This is a genomic window from Phytobacter cepae (genome assembly GCF_054165735.1).
The window spans coordinates 3630831-3653149 of record NZ_CM135107.1 but is presented as its reverse complement, the minus strand read 5'-3'; the positions used below and the strand labels follow the sequence as shown (position 1 = coordinate 3653149).

At 55.2% G+C, this 22319-nt stretch carries 23 protein-coding genes and 1 pseudogene; 11 read left to right on the top strand and 13 right to left on the bottom strand.

From position 1 onward, the window contains the following. Positions 1-83: 83 nt before the first annotated feature. Positions 84-1328, top strand: a complete 1245-nt coding sequence (locus ACUY4Q_RS17200) for an LVIVD repeat-containing protein (protein WP_458043924.1) — start codon at positions 84-86, stop codon at positions 1326-1328. 474 nt (positions 1329-1802) lie between these two features. Here the strand turns inward: ACUY4Q_RS17200 and mtnK are convergent, their stop codons facing one another. Beyond that, positions 1803-3002 (bottom strand): S-methyl-5-thioribose kinase, encoded by a 1200-nt coding sequence (gene mtnK / locus ACUY4Q_RS17195; protein ID WP_458043923.1) that lies wholly within the window; start codon positions 3000-3002, stop codon positions 1803-1805. Between the two features lie 106 nt (positions 3003-3108). Between mtnK and mtnA the strand changes: the two genes are divergently transcribed. After that, a complete protein-coding gene (gene mtnA, locus ACUY4Q_RS17190) occupies positions 3109-4128 on the top strand; it encodes an S-methyl-5-thioribose-1-phosphate isomerase (RefSeq protein ID WP_458043922.1) in 1020 nt (339 codons plus the stop codon). Positions 4129-4154: 26 nt separating this feature from the next. Here mtnA and ACUY4Q_RS17185 read toward each other — a convergent pair whose 3' ends face one another. Next, the gene (locus ACUY4Q_RS17185) at positions 4155-4517 is read right to left on the bottom strand and encodes a hypothetical protein (RefSeq protein WP_458043921.1); all 363 of its coding nucleotides are present in this window, start codon (positions 4515-4517) and stop codon (positions 4155-4157) included. An 87-nt stretch (positions 4518-4604) separates the two neighbouring features. Between ACUY4Q_RS17185 and ACUY4Q_RS17180 the strand changes: the two genes are divergently transcribed. Continuing rightward, positions 4605-5282 carry a helix-turn-helix transcriptional regulator gene (locus tag ACUY4Q_RS17180; protein WP_458043920.1) on the top strand — a complete coding sequence of 226 codons (678 nt, stop codon included), beginning with the start codon at positions 4605-4607 and terminating at the stop codon, positions 5280-5282. Between the two features lie 659 nt (positions 5283-5941). Here ACUY4Q_RS17180 and ACUY4Q_RS17175 read toward each other — a convergent pair. Next, positions 5942-6793 carry a Vmh family MBL fold metallo-hydrolase gene (locus ACUY4Q_RS17175; protein ID WP_458043919.1) on the bottom strand — a complete coding sequence of 284 codons (852 nt, stop codon included), beginning with the start codon at positions 6791-6793 and terminating at the stop codon, positions 5942-5944. An 8-nt stretch (positions 6794-6801) separates the two neighbouring features. After that, a complete protein-coding gene (locus ACUY4Q_RS17170) occupies positions 6802-7452 on the bottom strand; it encodes a DsbA family protein (RefSeq protein WP_458043918.1) in 651 nt (216 codons plus the stop codon). A gap of 109 nt (positions 7453-7561) precedes the next feature. On the opposite strand from ACUY4Q_RS17170, the gene ACUY4Q_RS17165 reads away from it, so the two are divergent. Beyond that, positions 7562-8440 carry a LysR family transcriptional regulator gene (locus ACUY4Q_RS17165; RefSeq protein ID WP_458043917.1) on the top strand — a complete coding sequence of 293 codons (879 nt, stop codon included), beginning with the start codon at positions 7562-7564 and terminating at the stop codon, positions 8438-8440. Here ACUY4Q_RS17165 and ACUY4Q_RS17160 read toward each other — a convergent pair. Then, positions 8437-9366 (bottom strand): LysR family transcriptional regulator, encoded by a 930-nt coding sequence (locus ACUY4Q_RS17160; RefSeq protein ID WP_458043916.1) that lies wholly within the window; start codon positions 9364-9366, stop codon positions 8437-8439. The genes ACUY4Q_RS17165 and ACUY4Q_RS17160 overlap by 4 nt on opposite strands. Positions 9367-9573: 207 nt before the next feature. On the opposite strand from ACUY4Q_RS17160, the gene ACUY4Q_RS17155 reads away from it, so the two are divergent. Continuing rightward, complete coding sequence (locus tag ACUY4Q_RS17155) at positions 9574-10998, top strand: M20 family metallopeptidase (protein ID WP_458043915.1); 1425 nt, start codon at positions 9574-9576, stop codon at positions 10996-10998. Beyond that, a complete protein-coding gene (locus tag ACUY4Q_RS17150; protein ID WP_458043914.1) occupies positions 10995-12269 on the top strand; it encodes an MFS transporter in 1275 nt (424 codons plus the stop codon). The genes ACUY4Q_RS17155 and ACUY4Q_RS17150 overlap by 4 nt, the downstream gene beginning before the upstream one ends. A gap of 32 nt (positions 12270-12301) precedes the next feature. Here the strand turns inward: ACUY4Q_RS17150 and ACUY4Q_RS17145 are convergent, their stop codons facing one another. Further along, a complete protein-coding gene (locus tag ACUY4Q_RS17145; protein ID WP_458043913.1) occupies positions 12302-12754 on the bottom strand; it encodes a hypothetical protein in 453 nt (150 codons plus the stop codon). Positions 12755-12975: 221 nt separating this feature from the next. Between ACUY4Q_RS17145 and ACUY4Q_RS17140 the strand changes: the two genes are divergently transcribed. Both ACUY4Q_RS17140 and ACUY4Q_RS17135 read left to right on the top strand, forming a co-directional pair. Beyond that, the gene (locus ACUY4Q_RS17140) at positions 12976-13308 is read left to right on the top strand and encodes an SdpI family protein (RefSeq protein WP_458047374.1); all 333 of its coding nucleotides are present in this window, start codon (positions 12976-12978) and stop codon (positions 13306-13308) included. A 335-nt stretch (positions 13309-13643) separates the two neighbouring features. Next, positions 13644-13799 (top strand): annotated as a pseudogene (locus ACUY4Q_RS17135) (type II toxin-antitoxin system RelE/ParE family toxin); the annotation flags it as partial. A gap of 86 nt (positions 13800-13885) precedes the next feature. Here the strand turns inward: ACUY4Q_RS17135 and ACUY4Q_RS17130 are convergent. Both ACUY4Q_RS17130 and ACUY4Q_RS17125 read right to left on the bottom strand, forming a co-directional pair. Further along, positions 13886-14449: a hypothetical protein gene (locus tag ACUY4Q_RS17130; RefSeq protein ID WP_458043912.1), complete on the bottom strand. Its 564-nt coding sequence runs from the start codon at positions 14447-14449 to the stop codon at positions 13886-13888. A gap of 71 nt (positions 14450-14520) precedes the next feature. Then, positions 14521-14799 carry a helix-turn-helix domain-containing protein gene (locus tag ACUY4Q_RS17125; protein ID WP_458043911.1) on the bottom strand — a complete coding sequence of 93 codons (279 nt, stop codon included), beginning with the start codon at positions 14797-14799 and terminating at the stop codon, positions 14521-14523. A gap of 106 nt (positions 14800-14905) precedes the next feature. On the opposite strand from ACUY4Q_RS17125, the gene ACUY4Q_RS17120 reads away from it, so the two are divergent. After that, positions 14906-15142, top strand: a complete 237-nt coding sequence (locus ACUY4Q_RS17120) for a helix-turn-helix domain-containing protein (protein ID WP_458043910.1) — start codon at positions 14906-14908, stop codon at positions 15140-15142. Between the two features lie 568 nt (positions 15143-15710). Here ACUY4Q_RS17120 and ACUY4Q_RS17115 read toward each other — a convergent pair. The 3 genes from ACUY4Q_RS17115 to ACUY4Q_RS17105 are packed head-to-tail and all read right to left on the bottom strand — an operon-like array spanning position 15711 to position 17550. Next, on the bottom strand, positions 15711-16253 hold the full coding sequence (locus tag ACUY4Q_RS17115; RefSeq protein WP_458043909.1) for a 1,2-dihydroxy-3-keto-5-methylthiopentene dioxygenase: 543 nt from the start codon (positions 16251-16253) through the stop codon (positions 15711-15713). Continuing rightward, a complete protein-coding gene (mtnC, locus tag ACUY4Q_RS17110; protein WP_458047373.1) occupies positions 16250-16939 on the bottom strand; it encodes an acireductone synthase in 690 nt (229 codons plus the stop codon). The genes ACUY4Q_RS17115 and mtnC overlap by 4 nt, the downstream gene beginning before the upstream one ends. Next, positions 16939-17550 (bottom strand): methylthioribulose 1-phosphate dehydratase, encoded by a 612-nt coding sequence (locus ACUY4Q_RS17105; protein WP_458043908.1) that lies wholly within the window; start codon positions 17548-17550, stop codon positions 16939-16941. Before ACUY4Q_RS17105 ends, mtnC begins: the two co-directional genes overlap by 1 nt. 137 nt (positions 17551-17687) lie before the next feature. Between ACUY4Q_RS17105 and ACUY4Q_RS17100 the strand changes: the two genes are divergently transcribed. Then, a complete protein-coding gene (locus tag ACUY4Q_RS17100; protein WP_458043907.1) occupies positions 17688-18848 on the top strand; it encodes a pyridoxal phosphate-dependent aminotransferase in 1161 nt (386 codons plus the stop codon). Positions 18849-18854: 6 nt separating this feature from the next. On the opposite strand, the gene ACUY4Q_RS17095 is transcribed toward ACUY4Q_RS17100, so the two are convergent. Both ACUY4Q_RS17095 and ACUY4Q_RS17090 read right to left on the bottom strand, forming a co-directional pair. Continuing rightward, positions 18855-19493: an IbrB-like domain-containing protein gene (locus tag ACUY4Q_RS17095; protein ID WP_458043906.1), complete on the bottom strand. Its 639-nt coding sequence runs from the start codon at positions 19491-19493 to the stop codon at positions 18855-18857. Continuing rightward, the gene (locus tag ACUY4Q_RS17090; protein ID WP_458043905.1) at positions 19466-20689 is read right to left on the bottom strand and encodes a phosphoadenosine phosphosulfate reductase; all 1224 of its coding nucleotides are present in this window, start codon (positions 20687-20689) and stop codon (positions 19466-19468) included. The genes ACUY4Q_RS17095 and ACUY4Q_RS17090 overlap by 28 nt, the downstream gene beginning before the upstream one ends. Positions 20690-21565: 876 nt before the next feature. Between ACUY4Q_RS17090 and ahpC the strand changes: the two genes are divergently transcribed. Continuing rightward, positions 21566-22129, top strand: a complete 564-nt coding sequence (gene ahpC / locus ACUY4Q_RS17085) for an alkyl hydroperoxide reductase subunit C (protein WP_458043904.1) — start codon at positions 21566-21568, stop codon at positions 22127-22129. The last annotated feature ends 190 nt before the right edge of the window (positions 22130-22319 follow it).

The window sequence follows — 22319 nt, the reverse complement described above, 5'->3', positions numbered from 1 at the left end:
GCGCTCCGCTTACCGGGCCTACGGGTTACGTGATTCTTAGGCCGGATAAGGCGAAGCCGTCATCCGGCATGAAAGGACATCTCATGGCAACTGAACTCCCACGCCCGGAATACAGTCGTAATATGCGGCTGATTGGTCACAGCGACCAGGGCGGACGCCCGGATGGCGTACAACTGATGGTGCACCGTGGCTTTGCGTACATCGGTCACATGGTCTCTCAGGGCTTCTCCATCGTCGATGTGCGCGACCCCAAAAATCCCAGACCCGCAGGCTATGTTCCGGCCCCTCCCGGCACCTGGAACGTGCATTTACAGGCGCATGACGATCTTCTGCTGGTGATCAACGCCCGTGACCTTTTCGCCGATGCCCGCTTTGCCGATGAAAAAGTCTATTACACCCGCTCGGTGGGTGAGACGGTCAGTGACGTACAGGACAAAGGCTGGAGCGCCGGGCTGCGCATTTTTGATATCTCCACGCCGGATAAACCGCGTGAAATTAGCTTCCTGTCGCTTAACGGGATCGGTATTCACCGCATCTGGTACGTAGGCGGACGCTGGGCCTATGTCTCTGCGCTGATCGATGGCTTTACCGATTATATTTTCCTGACTATCGATCTGGCCGATCCCCGTAAGCCTGAAGTGGCGGGGCGCTGGTGGCTGCCCGGCATGAACCAGGCGGCAGGCGAGACGCCGGACTGGGAGGCCGGAAAACGCTATGCCCTGCACCACGCCATTATTGCAGGCGATACCGCCTATGGCAGTTGGCGCGACGGCGGCCTGACGCTGCTGGATGTGAAAGACCGCACCCAACCGACGCTGATTAGTCATCGCAACTGGAGTCCGCCGTTTGGCGGTGGCACCCATACCGCGCTGCCGTTGCCGGACCGTGACCTGCTGGTGGTGCTGGATGAAGCAGTGCTGGATAACCAGGAAGACGGTGAGAAGCTGATTTGGCTGTTCGATATTCGCGAACCGTCAAACCCGGTCAGTATTTCTACTTTCCCGCAGCCGGATGAGAGTGATTATGTGGCAAAAGGGGCGCACTTCGGACCGCATAACCTGCATGAGAACCGTCCGGGGAGCTTTATTAGCTCGACGCTGATTTTTGCCACTTACCAGAACGCCGGCGTGCGTGCCTATGATATTTCCAATCCCTATCGTCCGGTGGAAACCGGTGCACTGGTGCCCGCCGCACCGGAGAGGATGATGGATACGCGTCCAGGCCGCCCGCAGGTGATCCAGTCCTGTGATGTGTTTGTGGATGCGCAGGGGGTGATTTACAGCACGGATTACAACGGTGGGTTGTCGGTGATTGAGTATCTGGGGTGACGCAACCCTCACCCTGCTGAGAGGGATCTCAATAATATTGTTTTTCGCAGCGATAATATTGCTCAATGAGAATAAAACAATCACCGCGATGACAGGGTCCGGCTGAAAATCGACGAAGCGTATCCGCAAGGCCGGGGCGACGCGCAGGGATGCGCGGCGAGGGCGGATTTATAGGGACGTTACCTCCGCCCGTCCCCGATAAGCCTGAAGGAATGCGCTGAGTGGACCGCGCCAGCGGCGATTTTCCTGGCCGGGAGCCCGGGTCGCCAGGGTGGTGGCGGTGAACCACCCTGGCACGTTCACGGGTTCTGGAGCGATAGAAAAGCAAGGAACATAAGGTGAACGGAATGACCCTCAGAGCCGCATTTTCCCCCTCACCCTGACCCTCTCCCCGGTGGGGCGAGGGGACAGATTGTGCTCGCATTTTCTTGTAGGGACTCCCTCAGCCTTGAGGGTGAGGGCACCCGCGCACACTTAACTATACTGACGCACCCGGGCAATCAGCTCATCCACACTGTCAATGCGCGGGGCGATCACAATCAACACCTTGCCGAGGGTAATGGCATGTCGCAGACACGCGTGGCGCATCTCCTCGTCGGCGATAGTATCGATATCGGCGACATGCGACAGACCTACCGAGCGGCGAATCAGCTCGGTGCCGCAGAAGCCGACCGCATCCGTCCATACTTTCTTTAGAAATTCAGAAGCATAGCCCGGCACGCTCAGGGCGGCGTCCTGCGTTTTTTCGCGCGCCAGCGCCTGGAAACGCTCGACGAATGTGGACCACAATTCCTGAATATCAATCAGACGCTGCTCACGCGCCGCCGCCGCATCGCGAATGCCCAGATGGCCTGGCACACCGCAGTAGTTCAGCAACAAATTGCCTATCGCGGTGCCGATATCAAAGCCCATCGGGCCAAAGTAACCAAACTCGGCGTCGATGGCTTTCAGGCTGCCATCGGCAACAAAAATCGAACCGCTATGGATATCGCCGTGCAGCAGCGCTTCAGCGTGTGAGAAGAAACGGTGCTTCAGCGAGGCAACCGCCAGCTTGAGCTGCGTATCCTGACGCAAAGCGTCAACGTCAACTTCCAGCGCCGCCGGGTAGTTATTACGTTCGTGGATCTGATACGGATCGTTGAAGAACAGATCCTCGGTGATCTCGCACATCTCCGGGTTAATAAACTGCGCGACCTGGGCTTTTTTCACATGCGGATGCAGGAAAAAGTCGCTGGTGTGGAACAGCGTTTGCGCCAGATACTCCCCCAACTGGCGTGCTGCCTGCGGGTAATAGATGTTTTTAATCAGCTCACCGCGCCAGATGCGATGATCGGAGAGATCTTCCATGACCATCACCGCCAGTTCCGGGTCGTAATGCAAAATATTGACCGTGTGCTGCGGAGCGTGTTTATAGTGCTCGACCAGCGTTTGGGCTTCCAGCCGTGCGCGATCAAGGGTCAGCGGCCAGGATTCCCCAACGCAGCGCACATAGGGCAGCGCCTGTTTGACGATAATGCGGCTTACGCCTTCACTATCAAAAATCTTAAACACCAGGTTCAGGTTACCGTCGCCGACCTCCTGCGCTTCAACCAGCTCGGACGGGTTGTCCAGACCACCAAATTGTTGTGCATACGCCACAGCATCCTGAGCGTTGAAGGTACGGTATTGCGACATTGCCAGTTCCTCATGTTCTTATGCTAATAAAGCCATTCAGACGTCTATACATCTGGATTTCATCCTGACACAATACGATACAACAACGCAACAGGGATTTAACGCTATGCAGACATTACAGACCACCAGCCTGCGGGTTGTTGATAATCAACTCTTTATACTTGACCAGCAGGCGCTGCCGCAGGAAAAACGCTGGCTGCCAGCGGACTCGGTAGTCTTGCTGGTGGAGCATATCCATGCGTTACGCGTGCGGGGCGCGCCGTTGATTGGCCTCTCCGCCAGTCTGCTGTTGGCGCTATTGGCGGAAAACGGGAATAGCCGTGACGAACTGGCCCGGTCGCTGGAGACGCTGCGAGCCTCGCGCCCGACGGCGGTCAACCTGATGAACAACCTCGACCGAATGAAGCTGGCGCTGGCGCAGGAGGATTTCGTTCCGGCACTGGTGACAGAAGCGTTGCGCCTGATTGAAGAAGACAAAGCCTTGTGCGGCAGCATCGCGCAGGCGGGCAGCGAGCTTGTGAAACCGGGCAGCCGCTTGTTAACGCACTGCAATACCGGTGGGTTGGCGACTGCGGGTGTCGGTACTGCGCTGGGCGTTATTGCATTGGCCCATCAGCAGGGCAAGGTGGCGAATGTCTGGGTGGATGAGACCCGTCCGTTGCTGCAGGGCGGGCGTTTAACGGCCTGGGAGTTGGGCGAACTCGGGGTGCCTTATCAATTGATTACCGACTCGATGGCCGCCAGCCTGATGGCCAAAGGGCAGGTGGATGCGATTTGGGTGGGGGCAGACAGGATTGCCGCTAATGGCGATGTCGCCAACAAAATCGGCACCTACTCCCTGGCGGTACTAGCGAAATTCCACGGTATTCCCTTCTACGTTGCCGCACCGCAAACCACCCTCGATCCGAACTGCCCGAACGGCGAGGCGATCCCTATCGAACAGCGCGCCGCGAGTGAAGTGACGGGCGTTGCCGGGAGCTTTGGCGCCGTGCAGTGGGCGCCGGAAAATGCCCAGGTTTATAACCCGGCCTTTGATGTGACTCCAGCCGCACTCATCAGCGGCTGGGTACTGGACAGCGGCGTGGTGACGCCAGAGCAGGTCAGCGCCGGCTACTTTGCGCGCTGAGCTTTTAGCTGCGTTTCGGTTACTGCTCAGATAACCGAGCCGAATTCCATGCTCACCGGGTCAATCAGTTGTAAAAAGGCATCGCATGCCGCTTGCCCGGCCCAGCTGTCGCAAATACTGTGCGCGCAGGCCGGTGAGGCGGCAAAGGCCATGTCCATGAAGGTGCCATCTTCGAACCTTATCAGCCGTTGGCCTCGCCATCCGTGCTGAGCAGACAGATACGTTGAGGTCATGTGTGCCCAGGCGGCCCGCATGGCCGCTTCCGTTACCCCTTCCCGAAGCCTGAAACGCCCCATTTCTATGCCGTCATTTGGTTGGATGAGGACGCCCTTATCGGCGGGTGAGGTATTGGTTTTTTCGTTAATGCTTTCAGTGCATTGCTGTGTCATCGGTTTTCTCTCTCCAGGGTTTTGGGAGTGGGCAGTGTCGCAGATTGGCCCTGTCAGTTCCTGTCAGGGGTGTGTTACCCTCACGCCATGAAAACCCTTCGTTTATTCGCTCTGCTTGATCAACTGCGGCTCGCGCGTCATCCGGTTTCTGCGGAGATACTGGCGCAGCGGCTTGGCGTTTCACTGAGAACGATTTATCGGGACATGGCTACGCTTACCCAGCTGGGTGCACCGGTGCGTGGAGAGTCGGGGCTGGGCTACCAGCTTGAAAAAGGCTATTTTCTGCCTCCGCTGCGTTTTGACCCCGATGAAGCGGAAGCCATTATGCTCGGGCTGCGGTTAGTCAGGGCTCGAGGAACCGGCGGTTTGCATGACGCCGCGGCGCGCGTTGCGGGCAAAGTGGCGGATGCGATGGGGCAGCAACGAGGCGAGCAATTTCATGACCTCCCACTACTGGCGGTGTCCCGCGAGCGCCCGGGCGAAGACCAGGCCGCACAATGGGGAGATGCGCTGAGAAAAATGATTCGTGAGCGTGTGGTTGTGGAGCTCACCTACAGTGATTTGGCTGAAAATGAGAGCTGTCGCCGCGTCTGGCCGCTGGGGCTGACTCTTTTTGATGACGCCTGGCTGCTGACCGCCTGGTGTGAGATGCGCAGTGATTTTCGCCATTTCCGCCTGGACCGGATTCGTCATCTTTCTGCGACCGGAGAACGTTTTGCTCATCAGAAGGGAAGGCGATTCCAGGATTACCTCGACCGCCTCTGAGTGGCGGTGGCAGTGGTGCGGTTATTGCCCCTCACCCTAACCCTCTCCCTCAAGGGAGAGGGAACAGATCGAGAGCGCTGCGGGCATGCCTTTCTCCCTCTCCCTGAGGGCTGAGGGATCCCCGGTACTATTACGTTTTGCAGCGATATCATTGATGAATGAGAATAAAACAGTTACAGCGATGACAGGGTCCGGCTGAAAATCGACGCAGCGTATCCGTAAGGCCGGGGCGACGCGCAGGGATGCGCGGCGAGGGCGACTTTACACGGACGTTACCTTCGCCCGTCCCCGATAAGCCTGAAGGAAGGCGCTAAGTGAACCGCGCCAGCGGCGATTTTCCTGGCCGGGAGCCCGGGTCGCCAGGGTGGTGGCGGTGAACCACCCTGGCACGTTCACGGGTTCTGGCGTGACAGAGAAGCAAAGAACATAAGGTGAACGGAATGACCATCAGAGCTGCATTTTCCCCCTCACCCTGGCCCTCTCCCTCAAGGGAGAGGGGACCGCTCGTGCACGGATTTTTTCTGGGGATCCCTCAGCCCTCAAGGGAGAGGGAACAGATCGAGAGTGCTGCGGGCCTGCCTTTCCCCCTCTCCCTCTTGGAGAGGGCAGGGGTGAGGGTGGGGCAGACAGCGCTGAAGTTGCCCCTTCTCAACAGTCTCTTACCACTTCATCTCGCCGGTGTTCACCTTTGCACTTAGCTCCAGCGAACTCTCATCCGCAAGGCCTGGATACGCCTTTTTCATGGCATCGATCACGGCTGTCGATCCTTTCTGGCTGGCCAGCGTCTGTTCGAATGTCTTCAGGTACCCATGGGTAAAGGTAATGGCCCCATCGCCTGCCGGGCGTTCACCCAGGTAGTGGCCCGGAATGACCTGCTGGGGTTTCAGCGCCTGCATTTCGCTTAATACGTTCATCCAGCCCTGGCGAATGGCCGGGGTCTGGGTATCTGCCGTCCAGACATGAATTCCTGACGCAATACCCGTTCCGCCAAGAATCGCCTTGTTCGCGGGGATCCAGACATAAGCGGCATAATCGCCCGCGTGTTTTAGCTCCAGTGATTCCCCATCAACGGTAAAGTGCGTGGTGCTGGCAACCTGCGGAACGATCAGTGTTTTTGGTGCGCCGTCCTTCATCTGCGGCCCCCAGAAGGCCAGTTTGGCGTCTTTCGTGGCCTTAATATGCTCAACCACCGCTTCAGAGGCCACCACTTTGGCCTGCGGGAAGGCTTTCACCAGCGGTTCGAGACCAAAATAAAAATCCGGGTCGCCAGAGGTAATCACAATCTCTTTTAACGTTTTGCCACGGGATTGGATGAGCTTCACCAGTGCTTCGCCATCTTTAACGCTGAACTGGGCATCAAATAGCACGGCTTCTTTCGGCCCGGAGACCAGTGTAGAAGAGACCGGGAAAATGCCTTTTTCCTGCGGGTTATAAACATCCAGTTGCAGCGGAGCAGCAAACGCCGGCGCGGCGGCCAGTGACAGTAACAGGGTGGCGGATTTTGCGTTCATGGCATTCCTTAATGGCTTAATGAAGAGAGAAGCGGATTAACCAGCGTGAAGAACGCGTCTGGTTGCCCGTAGTAACGTGAGACGGGTAACAGGGTGTATTGCCCGTCGTTATGGATGAAGACGGCGGTGGGGAAACCTTGACCGCCCGTCTGATCCATCAGCATTCGCCCGTGTTGAATGGCATTCAGCGCTTCATTTTCCGGGATTTGCCCAAGCACAATGCCCGGCGCAACGGATTGAACGATGACCGTATTAACCACGTCGGCGCGGGTAATATCCTGGCCCTTTTCGTACCACGCTTGCTGAACCGCATTCAGAAACTTCAGGTCGCTGCCGGGTGTGGCAAAGCGCTGTACAGCCAGAAGCCCACGACTGGCGGGAAGGGAGTCCAGCACAATCTCGCTGTTCACCAGCAACTGTATGCGGTAGTCGCTGCCGAAGGTCATGCCGGTTAAAACGGCAATGCGAGCATCATGTTCATGTACATGTGAAAGCCAGTCGGCATCAAGCCTTCTGCGCTGAGCGCCAATGAATAATCCCCCCGGTAAAATGTGCTGCTGTGAAAACGCCTGTGCCACACGGTTGAGCAGCGGCAGTGCGCCATAGCTCCAGCCGCAAAGCGGATCGATTATCCAGTAAAGTCCGGGTTGAAAGCTCATGTGTGATTCTCCAGTCAGTCAGTGATTACCATTCTACGGATTACGAGTTCTGCTACTATTCCTGAAACAATTCATGCTGTGTTTCATGAAACGATCAAATGGAGCGGGAATGGACAGGATAATGGCGGCAATGACCTACAACCGGATTTGCGAACTCGGCAGCCTGAGCGCAGCGGCACGCGCGTTGGGCATTTCGCGCCCGATGGTCAGCCGCTATCTGGATGAAATGGAAAAATGGGCCGGAGCACGGTTGATTCACCGCTCGACGCGGCGGCTGACGCTGACGCCTGCCGGTGAAAAAATCCTTGAGAAGACGCGTCAACTGGCCCTGTTGTCGCAGGACATTGAAGGCGACGCCACGCATCTGACGCCATCGGGTACGCTTCGGATTGCCTGCGCCCACTTCACGGCCACGCACCTGCTGGGGCCGGTGATCCCGGCATTTCTGGCGCGTTATCCGGCGTTGCGCATTGAAGTGGACATCAACAATCAGCCGGTCAGCCTGGTGGGGGAGCGCATCGACCTGGCGATTCGCATTACCAATGCCCCGGAACCCGGCGTGATCGCCCGCCTGCTGGGGGAATGTCGTTCAGTGCTGTGCGCTTCTCCGGGTTATCTGGCCCGGGTTGGGCAGCCTGAAACCCTTGACGATCTTGCTCAGCACAATTGTCTGCATTACAGCCGTTTTTCAGGGCAATCATGGTCATTTCGCGATCCGGATAAGGGCGCGGTCGCCATTGCAGTCAATGGCAATTTCAGTGCGGGCATATCGTCACTGCTGTGCGATATGGCAATGGCGGATGTGGGCCTGGCGATGGTGCCAGACATCGAAGCGCAGCCGGGGCTTAAGAGCGGACGGCTGGTCAACGTGCTGCCGCAACTGGAGCCGCAGCCGCTGGGCATTTACGGGTTATATCAATCCCGGGACCATCAGCACGCGGCGCTCGGCCTGTTTCTGGATGCTGTCAGGCAGCACCTTGCCGCCTAAGCCGGCGTCAGCGCTGCCATCCACTGCTTATGTTCGCGGTCCAGTTCCTGGGCGGTAAGATCGAGGAAGGTGTTAACTGCCGCCGGGCGATGTTTGCTGCCGGGCACCTGAATTTGCAGGGTGCGCTGGCTCAGCGACGAGTTATTAATGCTTTTAAGCGCCATGCCATCCTGCTTTGCGCGCCACAGCACGCTGAAATGGCTGCAAACCGTTACCGCGTCTGGCGTGTGGCGGGTGAAGCCATACAGCGCCGAGAAATTATTGCTGCTGAACGCCGGTTCCAGAAAGGTGCCCGCCATCCGACAGGAGAGGTCGAAAAGCTGGCGCAGCGTGGTACCCGCTTCCGGTAACACCAGCGGGTAGTGATGTAAATCCTCCATGGATACACTCGGTTGCTGCGTCAGCGGGTGCTCATCCGCCAGCAATAACAGCACCGGCGCAGGCCAGGCAGCCATAATCTCCACATCCCGTTCGGGCGCGAGACTGAACTGGAACGCCACATCACAATCGTTGCGTCGGATCCACTCTGCCACCTGCATCGCCGTACCGACCTGTAAATCAAAACTCACGGCAGGGTGCTGCTGGCGAAAACGCGCCAGTAAGCCGGGCAACAGGTCAAAGGCCATGCCATCGGTACAGGCGATACGCACCAGCGCTTTACGCACCGCTTTCAGCCCCTGGATTTCCGCCATGGCAAATTCCATATCACGCATGCTTTTGCGCACATGGTTCGCCAGAATCTGCCCGGCATCCGTCAACACCATGCCGCGCGAATGGCGTTCAAAGAGGGTGACACCCAGCCGGGTTTCCAGTTTTTGAATTTGCCGACTAATGGCGGATCCTGCCACGTAAAGCTGCTCGCTGGCGGTGCTGAGCGAGCCGGTAGTCGCCACTGCAAAAAAATAGCGTAGTTCGTTGCTTAACATAGATGAATCCTCTGCGACGCCCTGAATTTGTGCAGTGTACCCTTATCAAAAAGGCAACGCCAATTTGCGATTATTGTTATTGTGGCAAGGCTCTGTTCGGTTTAGAACAAAAAGACAACAACAGGCATTTGCGCCACCGGTAGCAAATAGCCCCTAAATAATTCGGGTTGCAGCTTGAAGTATGACGGGGAAGACAGGGTAAACAACATGACAACACAACAGATCGTTGAGCAGGCGCTGGCGTGGTTCGACAGCGGCCATTTTAAAACTACGCTTGCCAGCCGGGTGGCTATCCCCAGCGAAAGCCAGCGTACCGACCGGGATGACCAGCTCACCCGCTATTACAACGAAGCGTTTATTCCCGCGTTTCAGGCGATGGGCTTTACCACCGAGGTGATTGCTAACCCGGTGAATGCCGCCCGGCCATTTTTGCTCGCCAGCCGCGAAGAAGACCCGGCCTTGCCCACCGTGATGTGTTACGGGCACGGTGATGTGGTTTTCGGTGACGATGCACGCTGGGCGGAAGGGCTGTCGCCGTGGACGCTGGTGGAGCGTGACGGTAACTGGTACGGACGTGGTGCCGCTGATAACAAAGGTCAGCATTCGGTCAACCTCGCCGCGCTGGAGCAGGTTTACCATGCACGCAATGGGCGGCTGGGCTTTAACTGCGTCTGGCTGTGCGAAATGGGTGAAGAGATGAGTTCGCCGGGGCTGGCAGCCGTGTGCGAACAGCTTAAAGATCGCATCCACGCGGATCTGTTTATCGCCTCCGATGGCCCGCGTCTGAGCGCAGAGCGCCCGACGCTGTTCCTCGGCTCGCGCGGCTGCGTCAACTTCCGTCTGACCATCAACGCGCGCGCCAAAGATTATCACTCCGGCAACTGGGGCGGCCTGCTGAGTAATCCCGGCACGCAGTTGGCAAACGCCATTGCAAGCCTGGTGGACGGTAAAGGCGAGATCCAGATTACAGCACTGAAACCGCCAGCGTTAACGCCTGAACTGAAAACGATTCTGGCGGATATCACCCCGGCACGGGGCGAAAACGATCCTGGTACCGACCCGAACTGGGGCGAGCCCGGTTTGTCGGCGGCGGAAAAACTGTTTGGCTGGAACACCCTTGAAGTACTCTCTTTCCTGACGGGGAATCCGGCACAGCCGATGAATGCGATCCCAGGCCAGGCGACGGCAGTGTGTCAGCTACGCTTTGTCGTCGGCACCGAGTGGGAGCAGCTTGAGCAGGCGGTCCGCGCACACCTGGACGCACAGGGTTTTTCAATGGTCGCGATCAGCGAGGTGCGCGGCACGCCTGCCACCCGTTTTGACCCTACCGATCCGCTGGTCAACTGGACGCTTGAGGCGATGGCGGAGGCGACCGGCAAAAAGCCGGCTCTGTTACCCAACCTGGGCGGATCGTTACCTAACGATGTGTTCGCCGGGATTCTGGGCCTGCCGACGCTGTGGGTGCCGCACTCTTATCCTGCCTGCGGACAGCATGCGCCGGATGAACACCTGCCGATTGCTATTGCCCGTGAGGGGCTGGCGATCATGACCCGTCTATTCTGGGATCTGCATGAACGTGGCGCAGAGCTGCTGGTTCGCCACCTTGAGCATCAGAACGGAGGTGCAAAATGACCACTCTCGCCCGTGAAACAGAGCAGGGCAGCGCCCGCCCGAGCCTGATGAAAACGCTGTTCGCCACCTGTATTGGTAATGCCCTGGAGTGGTTTGATATTGCGGTTTATGGCTTCTTTGCCAGCTATATCGCTCAGGTCTTTTTCCCGACCACTAACCCGACCGTCTCGTTACTGCTGGCGTTTGGCAGCTTTGGTATCGCCTTTCTGATTCGCCCTCTCGGCGCGGTGGTGCTGGGTGCTTATGCCGATAAGCACGGCCGCAAGGCCTCACTGCTGCTCTCCATCAACCTGATGATGCTGGGCGGGGCGATGATCACCTTTATGCCCGGTTACGCCACGCTGGGTGTGGCTGCCCCGCTGCTGATTTTGCTGGCGCGCCTGATTCAGGGCTTCTCCGCAGGCGGCGAGTTCGGTAGCTCCACGGCATTTCTGGTGGAACATTTCCCGGAGCGCAAAACCTTTATTGCCAGCTGGCAGTTCGCCACCCAGGGGGCCAGTACGTTGATGGCGTCCGCGTTTGGCCTGGGTCTGGCACACTGGCTGACGCCGGAACAGTTGCTCGACTGGGGATGGCGCGTGCCGTTCGCCTTTGGTCTGCTGATTGGCCCGGTAGGGCTGTGGATCCGCCGTCATGTGCACGAACCGACGGCGTATGTTGAGATTGAGAAACCGCGTCACCCGGTGAAGCTGCTGTTTGGCTCGCAAAAGCGCTTGCTGCTGCTGGCGATCGGCCTGATGGTGGTTTCAACGGCAATCAACTACATGCTCAACTATGTGCCGACCTGGGCGACCAAAAGCCTTGGCCTGCCTGCGTCATCCGCCTACAGCGCGACCTTGCTGGCCGGGGTGATCCTCACCGTGGTCACGCCGATTGGTGGCCTGCTGGCGGAGCGTGTCGGGCGTGAGCGTCTGTTGTGGACGGCACTGGGACTGCTGGCGTTTACGCTGCTGCCTGCTTTCTGGCTGATGAGTCTCAACGTGACGCCGCTGTCGCTTTCGCTGTTGGTAGGGTGGATGGCGTTACTGAAGTCCATTTACTTCTCGACCATTCCTTCGGTGATGGCGGATATTTTCCCGGTCTCGACCCGTGCCAGCGGGATGTCCATCAGTTACAACATTGCGGTTACGGTGTTTGGTGGTTTTGCCCCATTCATCTGTACGCTGCTTATCAGCGCCACGGGCAGCCATTTTGCGCCAGGGTTCTACCTGATGGTCACCGTGTTCCTGAGCGTTGCCGCCCTGTGGCATACGCAAAAACAGCTGCGTTAATCTGCTCTCCCCTCTCTGCCCGGAGAGGGGATTTACCCCTGAACGCCGGGCCTGCGTAAAATTACCCGCGAACTGCCTTCCTCACTCTCTGCGTTTTCTTCAGCACTGTCTTTGCTGTTAGCCAGACTGTTTTCATAACGCGGCGGCGTGATGACCGGATAGAGATAACTTCCCTGCACCGTACATTGCGCAGGCTCGCTGGCCCCGGCATAAAAGAGATAGTACTGGCCGCTGTTGGGGAAGAACGTCAGCTCATCGCCGTTGCCAAATTCCGTCGCCCAGAACGGCACCCCGGCTTTGGTATGACTCTGGGTTTTACCCGAAGCCACCTGGAAATGGTCGCCCCATTTCATGGTGATGAGGTAATAGTTAAAAAAGGAGACGGTCATCTGACCGCGCGGCGGGCAGTTAAGCTTGATGGCACTGTCTGCCTGTGCTGCCATGGCGGGTAAAGTGAGTAACAATAAAAACAGGGAGTATTTCACGCATCCATTCTCGTGGGCATAACGTCAGGAGCATGGATCCTACGGCGTCTGGCCGTCGCCTGACCAGCATCAAGCTGTTACATCTCCCCATAAAGTTAATCAAAATATGACGTTGGGATTATTTGTTCGTTAGTTATAGCTAATATGGCCGTTTGCGAAAGCGTATCGTGGTGATGAATATCCCTTTCGGGGGATGAATGTGCAAAAAGAGAGAGCCCGTGATGGACATGAATTTTATCTGGCTGAGTATCGTCAGCCTGATGCTGATGGCAATTGCCATTCCGCTGCTTATGCAGAAGGTGAAACCGAACCGTTGGTATGGTGTTCGCACCGGACGAACGCTGAATGATGAGGGGCTCTGGTACCGCACCAATCGTCTGTACGGCATCACAATGCTGGTTGCGGGCGGGGCGTTTTTTGTGTTTTCAGCTCTGCTGGGGAACTGGCAGCCGGGTGAAGATAATCAGAAGATAAGCCTGGTGCTGTTTATGCTCGAAGTGCTGATTCCGGTGTTTTTTACTCAGGTAAGAGCGAGAGCTCTGGGGCGGAAATGATGCTCATGATGTGCCCATTAGGGGCTGAGGAATCCCCAGTAATATTCCGTATTGCAGCGATAACACTGCACAATGAGAATAAAACTGTCACCGCGATGACAGGGGCCGGCTGAAAATCGACGAAGCGTATGCGCTAGCCCTGAAAGGGTGAGCCCCAGGGATGGGGCGAATAGTGGACCGCGCCAGCGGCGATTTTCCTGGCCGGGAGCCCGGGTCGCCAGGGTGGCGGCGGTGAACCGCCCTGGCACGTTCACGGGTTCTGGCGTGACAGAGAAGCAAAGAACATAAGGTGAACGGAATGACCATCAGAGCTGCATTTTCCCCTCACCCTAACATTGAAGATTGGCTGTGGGAAATATCGGGAATGTAACACGAGCAGAGGCTACCGGATCCTGTATTCAGTCGATGCGGAAGTCATCACTGTCCATGCTGTTCTGGCCCAAAAACAGGATATAAAGCAACTGCTATTTAAGCGCCTCTTACTCATGTAAAGACGCTTATCTGGTTATCCGACTTTCGAGTAATCCATGACATCTGATTGCTCCACTACCCGCAAAAATGGCAGAAGGACACCCGCTTACACACATGGCCCGGTCGCACAGCCGTACATCATCACCAGCGGGAAAATAGGGATCATGAGTGGTGCCAGATAACTGACCTTCTGCTCGGTCTTGTCGGTAATCATTACCGTCACGGGAGGATCCAATTTGGTCGCGCCAGTGGTGCGATAATGCAAGCTCCCATCATAAGAACCCCTGGCTTTAAAGATCGCCACCAACGTTTTTCCGGACTCCATAACGTGTGCGTTGTAGTGGTACTTGAGTCGGTCAGCCTGCGCGGGGGTGAGCTGGGTTGCATCGACAATCGCGCGATACTCCGCTGTAACATCTTTATCTTTCACCACAAAGTACACCGCTACGCCGGGGCTTTTATCACCGAACTCGTCATAAAATGCTTTGTAATCGTTATACACATCGCGCGTCTTATCACGTTGAAAGACATAGCCGTACTTGTCAGACAGGACGGTAATATTATTCTCCGTGACCCGCAGGTAAGTGAGGGTATCCTCTTTCGGCATCGGTGTTGTTAATGTGCAACCAGCCAGCACCATCATCATCAGCATCAATACAATTTTCTTCATTGTCTCTTCCATGTGAATCGATCTTTATTGGGTGAGAAGTATAGATCGTGCAGAATTGAGGGGAAGAGGGGCTACGGGAATGGGTAGGGGCTCTGTTTGCGGCGAGTCTCTCGGGTTAAGCGGATTCGCTTTTGCCCATTTTTATCAAAGTAACGCTCAGGCCAGATGGTTTCAGGTGAGACTTCAAGTGCTTGCGCGATGATCATTTCACCTTTTGGCCATGGGCGATGCAGGGCATTCGCCAGCGTGGATGATGAAAGTCCTGCACTGCGAGAAAGCGCTGCCAGGCTTATACCACGTTTTTTTAGCCCAGCCAGAATGTCCGCCGTGTGCCAGTTCCGTTCGTTCATCGTGTTCTCCTTTCACTATGCTGTTAAGGATTCGATTATCCTATTTTGGGATAAAAAGGCAATGAGCAGATATTCGATTTCAGGATAATTTCAAGGAATCGATGCCATGGCCTCCGTCTACTCAGAAGAGTATCAACTCGTAATCAATGCTCTGAAAGATGCCCGCAAAGCCCGTGGCATCACGCAGATTCAACTCGCTGAAGCTCTTGGCAAACCACAGTCATTTATCGCTAAAGTTGAAAATGGTGAGAGAAGGTTGGATGTGGTGGAGTTTGTGCATCTGGCGAGGTTGGTGGGGGTAGATGTGGGTGCGGTAGTACAGACCTTGTTTGAAATGAAGTAATCCAGAATCCCACCTGCGACTTGATAGAGGCAAGTGGGATATGCTCTCAGTGCACTATTTATTGTTCTGGGGAAAGGGATGTTTTTAGTTTCATATTATAAGGAATGATTCCACAAGGGCTGAGGAATCCCCAGTAATCTTACGTTTTGCAGCGATAACACTGCGCAATGAGAACACAACAGTCACCGCGATGACTGGGTCCGGCTGAAAATCGACGAAGCGTATCCGCAAGGCCGGGGCGACGCGCAGGGATGCGCGGCGAGGGCGACTTTACATGGATGTTACCTTCGCCCGTCCCCGATAAGCCTGAAGGAATACGCTAAGTGGACCGCGCCAGCGGCGATTTTCCTGGCCGGGAGCCCGGGTCGCCAGGGTGGTGGCGGTGAACCACCCTGGCACGTTCACGGGTTCTGTTGCTACAAAAAAGCATGGAACATAAGGTGAACGGAATGACCATCAGAGCTGCATTTCCCCCTCACCCTAACCCTCTCCCCGGTGGGGCGAGGGGACTGTCCGTGCATACATTTTTTCTGGGGATTCCTCAGCCCACAAGGGAGAGGAGTAAATGTCACGCCAGTCTCGGATACCCGTCCGCAATGGCATCGCCGGTAAACTGGGCAATCCAGCCTTCCGGGTTGTCGAAGATGCGGATGGCGGTGAAATTCGGCTCTGAGCCCATATCAAACCAGTGCGGGGTGCCGGCGGGCACCGAGATCAGGTCGTTTTTTTCGCACAGCACCTGGTAGACCTCGTTGCCGATGTGCAGGCAAAACAGCCCGGCACCTTCCACAAAGAAGCGGACTTCATCTTCGCCGTGGGTGTGTTCGTTGAGGAATTTGGCACGCAGCGCTTCTTTCTGCGGGTTATCGGCGCGCAGGCTGATGACGTCCCAGCTCTGGTAGCCTTTTTCTTCAACCAGCCTGTCGATGGCGTGCTGATAAGCGGTAATCACCGTTTCCGGTGACGGGTCAGCGCCCAGGTCGCGGTCGGCTTCCCAGCGCTCAAAGCGAACGTCCTTCGCGTTCAGCTTCTGCTGAATCTCGGTGGCGTCGGTGCTCTGCCAGGTTGGCTGGCTGGCGTCCTTGTCTGAATAAATGGTCAGTGCGCTCATGAGGGGATCTGCTCCGGCTTAATATGGTCGAAAGAGGGAACCTGGTGATGATGGCTGGCGGCGTCATTGTCGCCACGAATCAGCTGTACGGTACGCAAACCGGCCGCTTCGGCGGCGTCCAACTCCTGGTGGATATCAGAGAGGAACAGGATCTGCGCCGCAGGAACGCCCAATTGTTCAGCAATATTGCGATACGACTGCGCTTCGCGCTTCGCCCCCACCAGGGTGTCGAAATAGCCGCTGAACAGATGAGTAATATCACCTTCGTCGCTGTAGCCAAATAACAGTTTTTGCGCTGCTACGGAGCCAGAGGAATAAACATATAAATCAATGCCTTTGGCTTTCCATTGCTCCAGAGCAGGCAGAACATCCGGGTAAAGATGGCCGGTGAAGTCGCCGTTAACATAACCGTCACGCCAGACAATCCCCTGCAGGGCTTTCAGCGCCGTCGATTTACGATCTTCATCCATAAACGCCAGCAAGGTATCAAGCAGGCTGGCGGTGGAGGCATCGGGTTGGCCGATCTCTTCGCGCAGATTGTCGAGGATGGTTTTCACCGGCTCACCATATTGCTGCGCAGCGAGAAGCGCCGGCAGGCGTTCGCGGGCGTAAGGAAATAACACGTTGTGCACAAAGCGGATATCGCTGGTGGTGCCTTCAATGTCGGTTACAATCGCTCGGATCATCATTTCTCCAGCAGCCGTCGCTGCATTTCGCATTCAAACAGGAATTCCAGCCCTTCGAGGTGTCGACGGGCTTCCGCCACATCACGCCCCCAGCAGGTCAGACCGTGACCCCGCAGTAAAAAGCCGTAGTTAAGCGGGCGCGTTTGCGCATAATGCGCGATTTGGCGGGCGAGGGCATCAATATCCTGAGAGTTATCGAAAATAGCAATCGGCACGGTATCAAGATGCGTCGTTTGCCCCCGCAGGGATTTTTGCATTTCAAAGCCGCTGATGAGCAACTCCGGCGCCCGCTCCACGCGAGACAGTACCGTGGCATTGACCGTGTGAACATGCAACACGGCAGCGGCATCCGGGAACAGGCGATAAATCAGCGTATGCAATCCGGTTTCCGCCGACGGTTTACGCCCGGATGGCGCGTGGTTGTCGGCAATGGAGACCTGCAGAAAATCGGCGGGAGTCAGGCTGCCTTTATCTTTGCCGGATTCACTCAGCCAGCACCATTGTGTATCTTCGCGCACCGACATGTTGCCACCGGTTGCGGGGGACCACCCCTTCTGACCAATCCAGTGACAGGCGTGAACGAGTTCTTGAAGTTGCAGGTTATCAGTCATGGTCTTCCTTTATGCGCACGACGTGGCGCGTGGGGAGGCATATTATTATGATTTAGACGTCTAAGCGTCTTGATTGCCAAATACTAACATCGTGTTATAGTGGCAGCAACACCAGTATTACTAGCAGGCAGGCCTCAATGAGCGACAACACACTGATTCCGCAGAGCAAACTTCCCGCCCTCGGCACTACCATTTTCACGCAGATGAGCGCCCTGGCACAGCAGTACCAGGCAATTAACCTCTCGCAAGGGTTCCCGGATTTTGACGGCCCGCGCTATTTGCAGGAGCGCCTGGCGCACCATGTGGCACAGGGGGCGAATCAGTATGCGCCGATGACCGGCGTGCAGGCGCTGCGTGAGGCCATTGCCGATAAAACAGAAGAACTTTACGACTACAAACCGGATGCGAACACTGAAGTGACGGTCACCGCCGGTGCAACGGAAGCCTTATATGCAGCCATCACTGCGCTGGTGCGTAAGGGGGATGAAGTTATCTGTTTTGACCCAAGCTACGACAGCTACGCCCCGGCGGTGGAGCTTTCCGGCGGCGTGCTGAAACGGATTGCCCTGCAGCCGCCGCATTTTCGCGTGGACTGGCAGGCATTCGCTGCGCTGCTGAGCGATAAAACGCGGCTGGTTATCCTTAATACGCCGCATAATCCATCCGCAACGGTATGGCGCGAAGAGGATTTTTCGGCCCTGTGGCAGGCGATCGGTGAGAAAGAAATCTATGTGCTGAGCGATGAAGTTTATGAACACATCTGCTTTGCAAAAGAAGGACATGCCAGCGTGCTGGCGCATCCGCAGCTACGCCAGCGGGCGATTGCGGTTTCATCCTTCGGTAAAACCTTCCATATGACCGGCTGGAAAGTGGGTTACTGCGTGGCACCGGCTGCCATCAGTGCTGAACTGCGCAAAGTGCATCAGTACCTGACCTTCTCGGTCAACACACCCGCGCAGTTGGCCCTGGCAGATATGCTGCGTACCGAGCCGGAACATTATCGCGAACTTCCGGCGTTTTATCAGGCCCGCCGCGATGTGCTGATTAATGCGCTGAGCAGCAGTCGGCTGGAGATTCTCCCTTGCGAGGGCACCTACTTCCTGCTGGCCGATTACAGCGCCATTTCCAGTCTTGATGACGTGAGTTTTTGCCAGTGGCTGACCAAAGAGGTCGGCGTGGCGGCGATTCCGCTGTCGGTCTTCTGTGCCGACCCCTTCCCACATAAACTGATTCGTCTGTGCTTTGCGAAACAGGAATCGACGCTGTTGGCGGCGGCAGAGCGGTTGTGCAAACTCTGAATGATGTTATTTAACCGTCCACGCACGTGAGAATCGGCGGCCTGCGAAGAGTTCTGTCAGGCCGTTGATCTGTTTCAGACGCAGCACTTCATCGCTGTCCATTCCCAGCTCCTTGCCAATTCGCTCTTCATCCCAGCCAGATCGCGTTAATTCGCGCACAATTTCTGACATTTCGCTGATTTGATGACGCCCGCGTGCCCGGTTGTGGCGAATGGTGGATGCCATGCGGTCGGTTTTGCTGGAACGTTCGCGATTCAGGCAGGTTACCGGCAAATAGCCTAACAGCTGTCTTTTAAGCGATGCCCGGGTTTTGCCCAGTTCGTGGCGATGAAACCCATCGACAATCTCAAAGTGATCCGGCGTATCTTCCTGCACGACGATCGGCTGAGTAAAGCCATCTGCTTCAAGGGATTTAAGTAACAATCTTTTTTCTGGCGGGGCGACGTTATTTGGGTTGTAGTCGTTAGGCGAAACTTTACTGCTCTTAACCCACAACACACAATCGACAGGCTGATCGCTAAACGGGCTATGCTCATGCAGCAACCGACGAAAATCATTGATTGCACTGATGCGTTCTTCCACCGCCAGGGTGTTCAGAAAGTCATTCAGAGCCTGCATTAATTGCTGTTGCATAAAATTCCCCATTCCTTGCGTTTCAATGCGATTCGGTCGTGATAGCGCTGATAGGTGCTCGTCTTTGTCGGGCTAAAGGAAAGCGCCCGGCACCAGTAATCATTGTTAAGTAATACCTTGCAGATACGTCGCCAGGAGGGAATATCTTTCGCTCCCGCATCGTTAGATTGTGTGTCAGGAATTGAGGAGATGCCCTGTTTTTCATACCACCGTAAATAGACCGCGATTTTATTGCGATAGTGCTCAGCGGTCTGTTCAGGCATGCTGTCGAGCAGCAGTAAAGCATATTCACGCCAGCTCAGATGGTCAGGTTTGAGAAGTTTGCGGTGCCCATAAAACTGATTATCCTGGCCGGCATAGATCCCGCCGCTGCTGACGCCGCTCACGCGTTCACACATAATGGCCCAGCGTTCAGGTTCAATGACGTGATATAGCCACAGACCCTGGCGCTGTTCCGGGCCAAAAGGTTCGCAAATGCGCATATAACGTGCCGGGACACCCGCCTGATACATCAAATCATAAAGTGGGTTATAGGGTGTTTTGGTTTTGCCAAACCAGGTCCAGATATCGGCAGTTTTCCAGTCATAGATAGGGTAAACGTACCAGGCATGGCCTCGGGGGGCCGCTGTAGTCCAGGGTTTATCATCGGCAAACCGCATTTTCCGCGCAGACGCAATAGACATAAAACGGTTGTAGGACTCATCCGCCCGGATGCCAATCAACATGGCGGCGGGGCGATTATTGGCAAACCAGTCAGCAAATTTGCCGACAAAGGCCTCAAAGGTCATTCCCTGTTCATAAAAAGACAACGTATTGGGTTGTGTGATGGCGTGCTCAGGGGGCTGACGCACCCATTCCGCTCCCGGTTCCCAGCATTGCCAGGTGGGAGAGAATTGCGACAGCCCGTTTTGCGTGGTGAGCGGCAACGCAACCCAGTAGAAGCGTTCGATAACGTCCTGAAAGTCCACCCGCATTTGTTCGACATACGTGATGGTGTAATTAAATTGCGCTTCCCAGTCGATAAATAAAACGCTGAATTTCTTATTGTGTTTTCGGGCGATTTGCGCCGTTAAGTTCAGCAATATACTGGAATCTTTTCCGCCAGAAAAAGAGACACATACTTTTGAAAAATTTTCTAATGTCCAGGTGATTCTTTCTATGCTAGCTTCCAGAACGTCCTGTTCGAGGATCTGCTTTTGAATATGCATCGTCAATGATTCCTGATTGACCGAAAGGTTTAGCAGAGAATGATAAAGAAATTAATCGAAGAGTTAACCTTTAATTTTTCATATAATTCAGTGGTATAACATTCATGAATGTCTGGTATTATTTTATGCGTAGAATTTATCAAACTGTCTATTTTTTGTAAAACAGGTTATTCCAGTTTGCAGAATGTAACTATGATTGTCATTCTGCTTCTGAAGCATAATTCTCATCAATAAATTCATTCCTGCTAAATTTTCATGATAAATAATTCCCTGGCGTCACGGGGTATCTATAACTCAGGCGTGATGAAAAATGCGGGATTTATGTTTTTCTTCAATTATTCATTAAATAAATGGATTTCAGCGGGTCATCTCATTTTGCAGGGGTGTAATTTTAGTTACGATTTTTAACAGTCAGGTAGCGGCTGAACCTCTGCACGTACGCATTTACCTTAAGCTCCAGACTGGAAAGGCGTCGTGAAAGTGCGTTTATTAACCCATTAAGCGCCACGACGGTGAAACCTATCACAATCATAGGCAGTAACTGGGGGGTACACATTGTTATACGCGCGCGAGAGTGTTCTAATCCCCACCGTCAGTGTGACAACTTATCGCATGTCGCATGAGACCATGCCAGCATGACTGGCGCTGAAGCACCCATGGGTCTTTCAGGTATCAAGCCACCCGTGAGGTGGCTTTTTTGTTTCTCGCGGTGCGGCTGGACCTTTATCAGCTTCACCGAATGTTCATGTACGGTTTATTAAACAGTTTTGTGCGGGTTGTTAGCTAACGCTTATTGATTTGATAATGCAAACGCATTAGCCGGATCACAAAAATTTCGTTAACTTACACCTCAACGAAAACACGGAGGAAGTACAGATGTCTTTAATCAACACTAAAATCAAACCTTTCAAAAACCAGGCGTTCAAAAACGGTGAGTTCGTAGAAGTTACTGAGAAAGATACCGAAGGCCGCTGGAGCGTGTTCTTCTTCTACCCGGCTGACTTCACCTTCGTATGCCCGACTGAACTGGGTGACGTTGCTGACCATCATGAAGAGCTGCAGAAACTGGGCGTAGACGTTTACTCTGTTTCTACTGATACCCACTTTACCCATAAAGCATGGCACGGTAGCTCTGACACCATCGCAAAAATCAAATATGCGATGATCGGCGACCCGACTGGCGCCCTGACCCGTAACTTTGAAATCATGCGTGAAGACGAAGGCCTGGCTGACCGTGGCACCTTCATCGTTGACCCGCAGGGTATCATCCAGGCTATCGAAGTTACCGCTGAAGGTATCGGCCGCGACGCATCTGACCTGCTGCGTAAAATCAAAGCAGCACAGTACGTAGCGTCCCACCCAGGCGAAGTGTGCCCGGCTAAGTGGAAAGAAGGCGATGCGACTCTGGCTCCGTCCCTGGACCTGGTCGGCAAAATCTAAAATTTCCGTCGCCTTTCGTGCCATAGCGGCGTTGGCGTCACCTGCTCGCCCCGGTCACTTACTGATGTAAGCTCCCGGGGACTCTCAGGCTAGCCACCTTGCTCTGACGCGAAATTCTCGGAAATTGACGTCTAATATCGGGTGCTGTTTTGCACCCGATTTTTATCCCACGCACCATGATTCAAGTTGC

Coding starts and splice junctions, on each gene's coding strand:
- ACUY4Q_RS17200 (WP_458043924.1), top strand. CDS start 84: ATGGCAACTGAACTCCCACGCCCGGAATACAGTCGTAATATGCGGCTG.
- mtnA (WP_458043922.1), top strand. CDS start 3,109: ATGCAGACATTACAGACCACCAGCCTGCGGGTTGTTGATAATCAACTC.
- ACUY4Q_RS17130 (WP_458043912.1), bottom strand. CDS start 14,449: ATGAAGAAAATTGTATTGATGCTGATGATGATGGTGCTGGCTGGTTGC.
- ACUY4Q_RS17105 (WP_458043908.1), bottom strand. CDS start 17,550: ATGACTGATAACCTGCAACTTCAAGAACTCGTTCACGCCTGTCACTGG.
- mtnC (WP_458047373.1), bottom strand. CDS start 16,939: ATGATCCGAGCGATTGTAACCGACATTGAAGGCACCACCAGCGATATC.
- ACUY4Q_RS17090 (WP_458043905.1), bottom strand. CDS start 20,689: ATGCATATTCAAAAGCAGATCCTCGAACAGGACGTTCTGGAAGCTAGC.
- ACUY4Q_RS17150 (WP_458043914.1), top strand. CDS start 10,995: ATGACCACTCTCGCCCGTGAAACAGAGCAGGGCAGCGCCCGCCCGAGC.
- ACUY4Q_RS17115 (WP_458043909.1), bottom strand. CDS start 16,253: ATGAGCGCACTGACCATTTATTCAGACAAGGACGCCAGCCAGCCAACC.
- ACUY4Q_RS17100 (WP_458043907.1), top strand. CDS start 17,688: ATGAGCGACAACACACTGATTCCGCAGAGCAAACTTCCCGCCCTCGGC.
- ACUY4Q_RS17180 (WP_458043920.1), top strand. CDS start 4,605: ATGAAAACCCTTCGTTTATTCGCTCTGCTTGATCAACTGCGGCTCGCG.
- mtnK (WP_458043923.1), bottom strand. CDS start 3,002: ATGTCGCAATACCGTACCTTCAACGCTCAGGATGCTGTGGCGTATGCA.
- ACUY4Q_RS17160 (WP_458043916.1), bottom strand. CDS start 9,366: ATGTTAAGCAACGAACTACGCTATTTTTTTGCAGTGGCGACTACCGGC.
- ACUY4Q_RS17155 (WP_458043915.1), top strand. CDS start 9,574: ATGACAACACAACAGATCGTTGAGCAGGCGCTGGCGTGGTTCGACAGC.
- ACUY4Q_RS17175 (WP_458043919.1), bottom strand. CDS start 6,793: ATGAACGCAAAATCCGCCACCCTGTTACTGTCACTGGCCGCCGCGCCG.
- ACUY4Q_RS17125 (WP_458043911.1), bottom strand. CDS start 14,799: ATGAACGAACGGAACTGGCACACGGCGGACATTCTGGCTGGGCTAAAA.
- ahpC (WP_458043904.1), top strand. CDS start 21,566: ATGTCTTTAATCAACACTAAAATCAAACCTTTCAAAAACCAGGCGTTC.
- ACUY4Q_RS17120 (WP_458043910.1), top strand. CDS start 14,906: ATGGCCTCCGTCTACTCAGAAGAGTATCAACTCGTAATCAATGCTCTG.
- ACUY4Q_RS17170 (WP_458043918.1), bottom strand. CDS start 7,452: ATGAGCTTTCAACCCGGACTTTACTGGATAATCGATCCGCTTTGCGGC.
- ACUY4Q_RS17165 (WP_458043917.1), top strand. CDS start 7,562: ATGGACAGGATAATGGCGGCAATGACCTACAACCGGATTTGCGAACTC.
- ACUY4Q_RS17185 (WP_458043921.1), bottom strand. CDS start 4,517: ATGACACAGCAATGCACTGAAAGCATTAACGAAAAAACCAATACCTCA.
- ACUY4Q_RS17095 (WP_458043906.1), bottom strand. CDS start 19,493: ATGGGGAATTTTATGCAACAGCAATTAATGCAGGCTCTGAATGACTTT.
- ACUY4Q_RS17140 (WP_458047374.1), top strand. CDS start 12,976: ATGGACATGAATTTTATCTGGCTGAGTATCGTCAGCCTGATGCTGATG.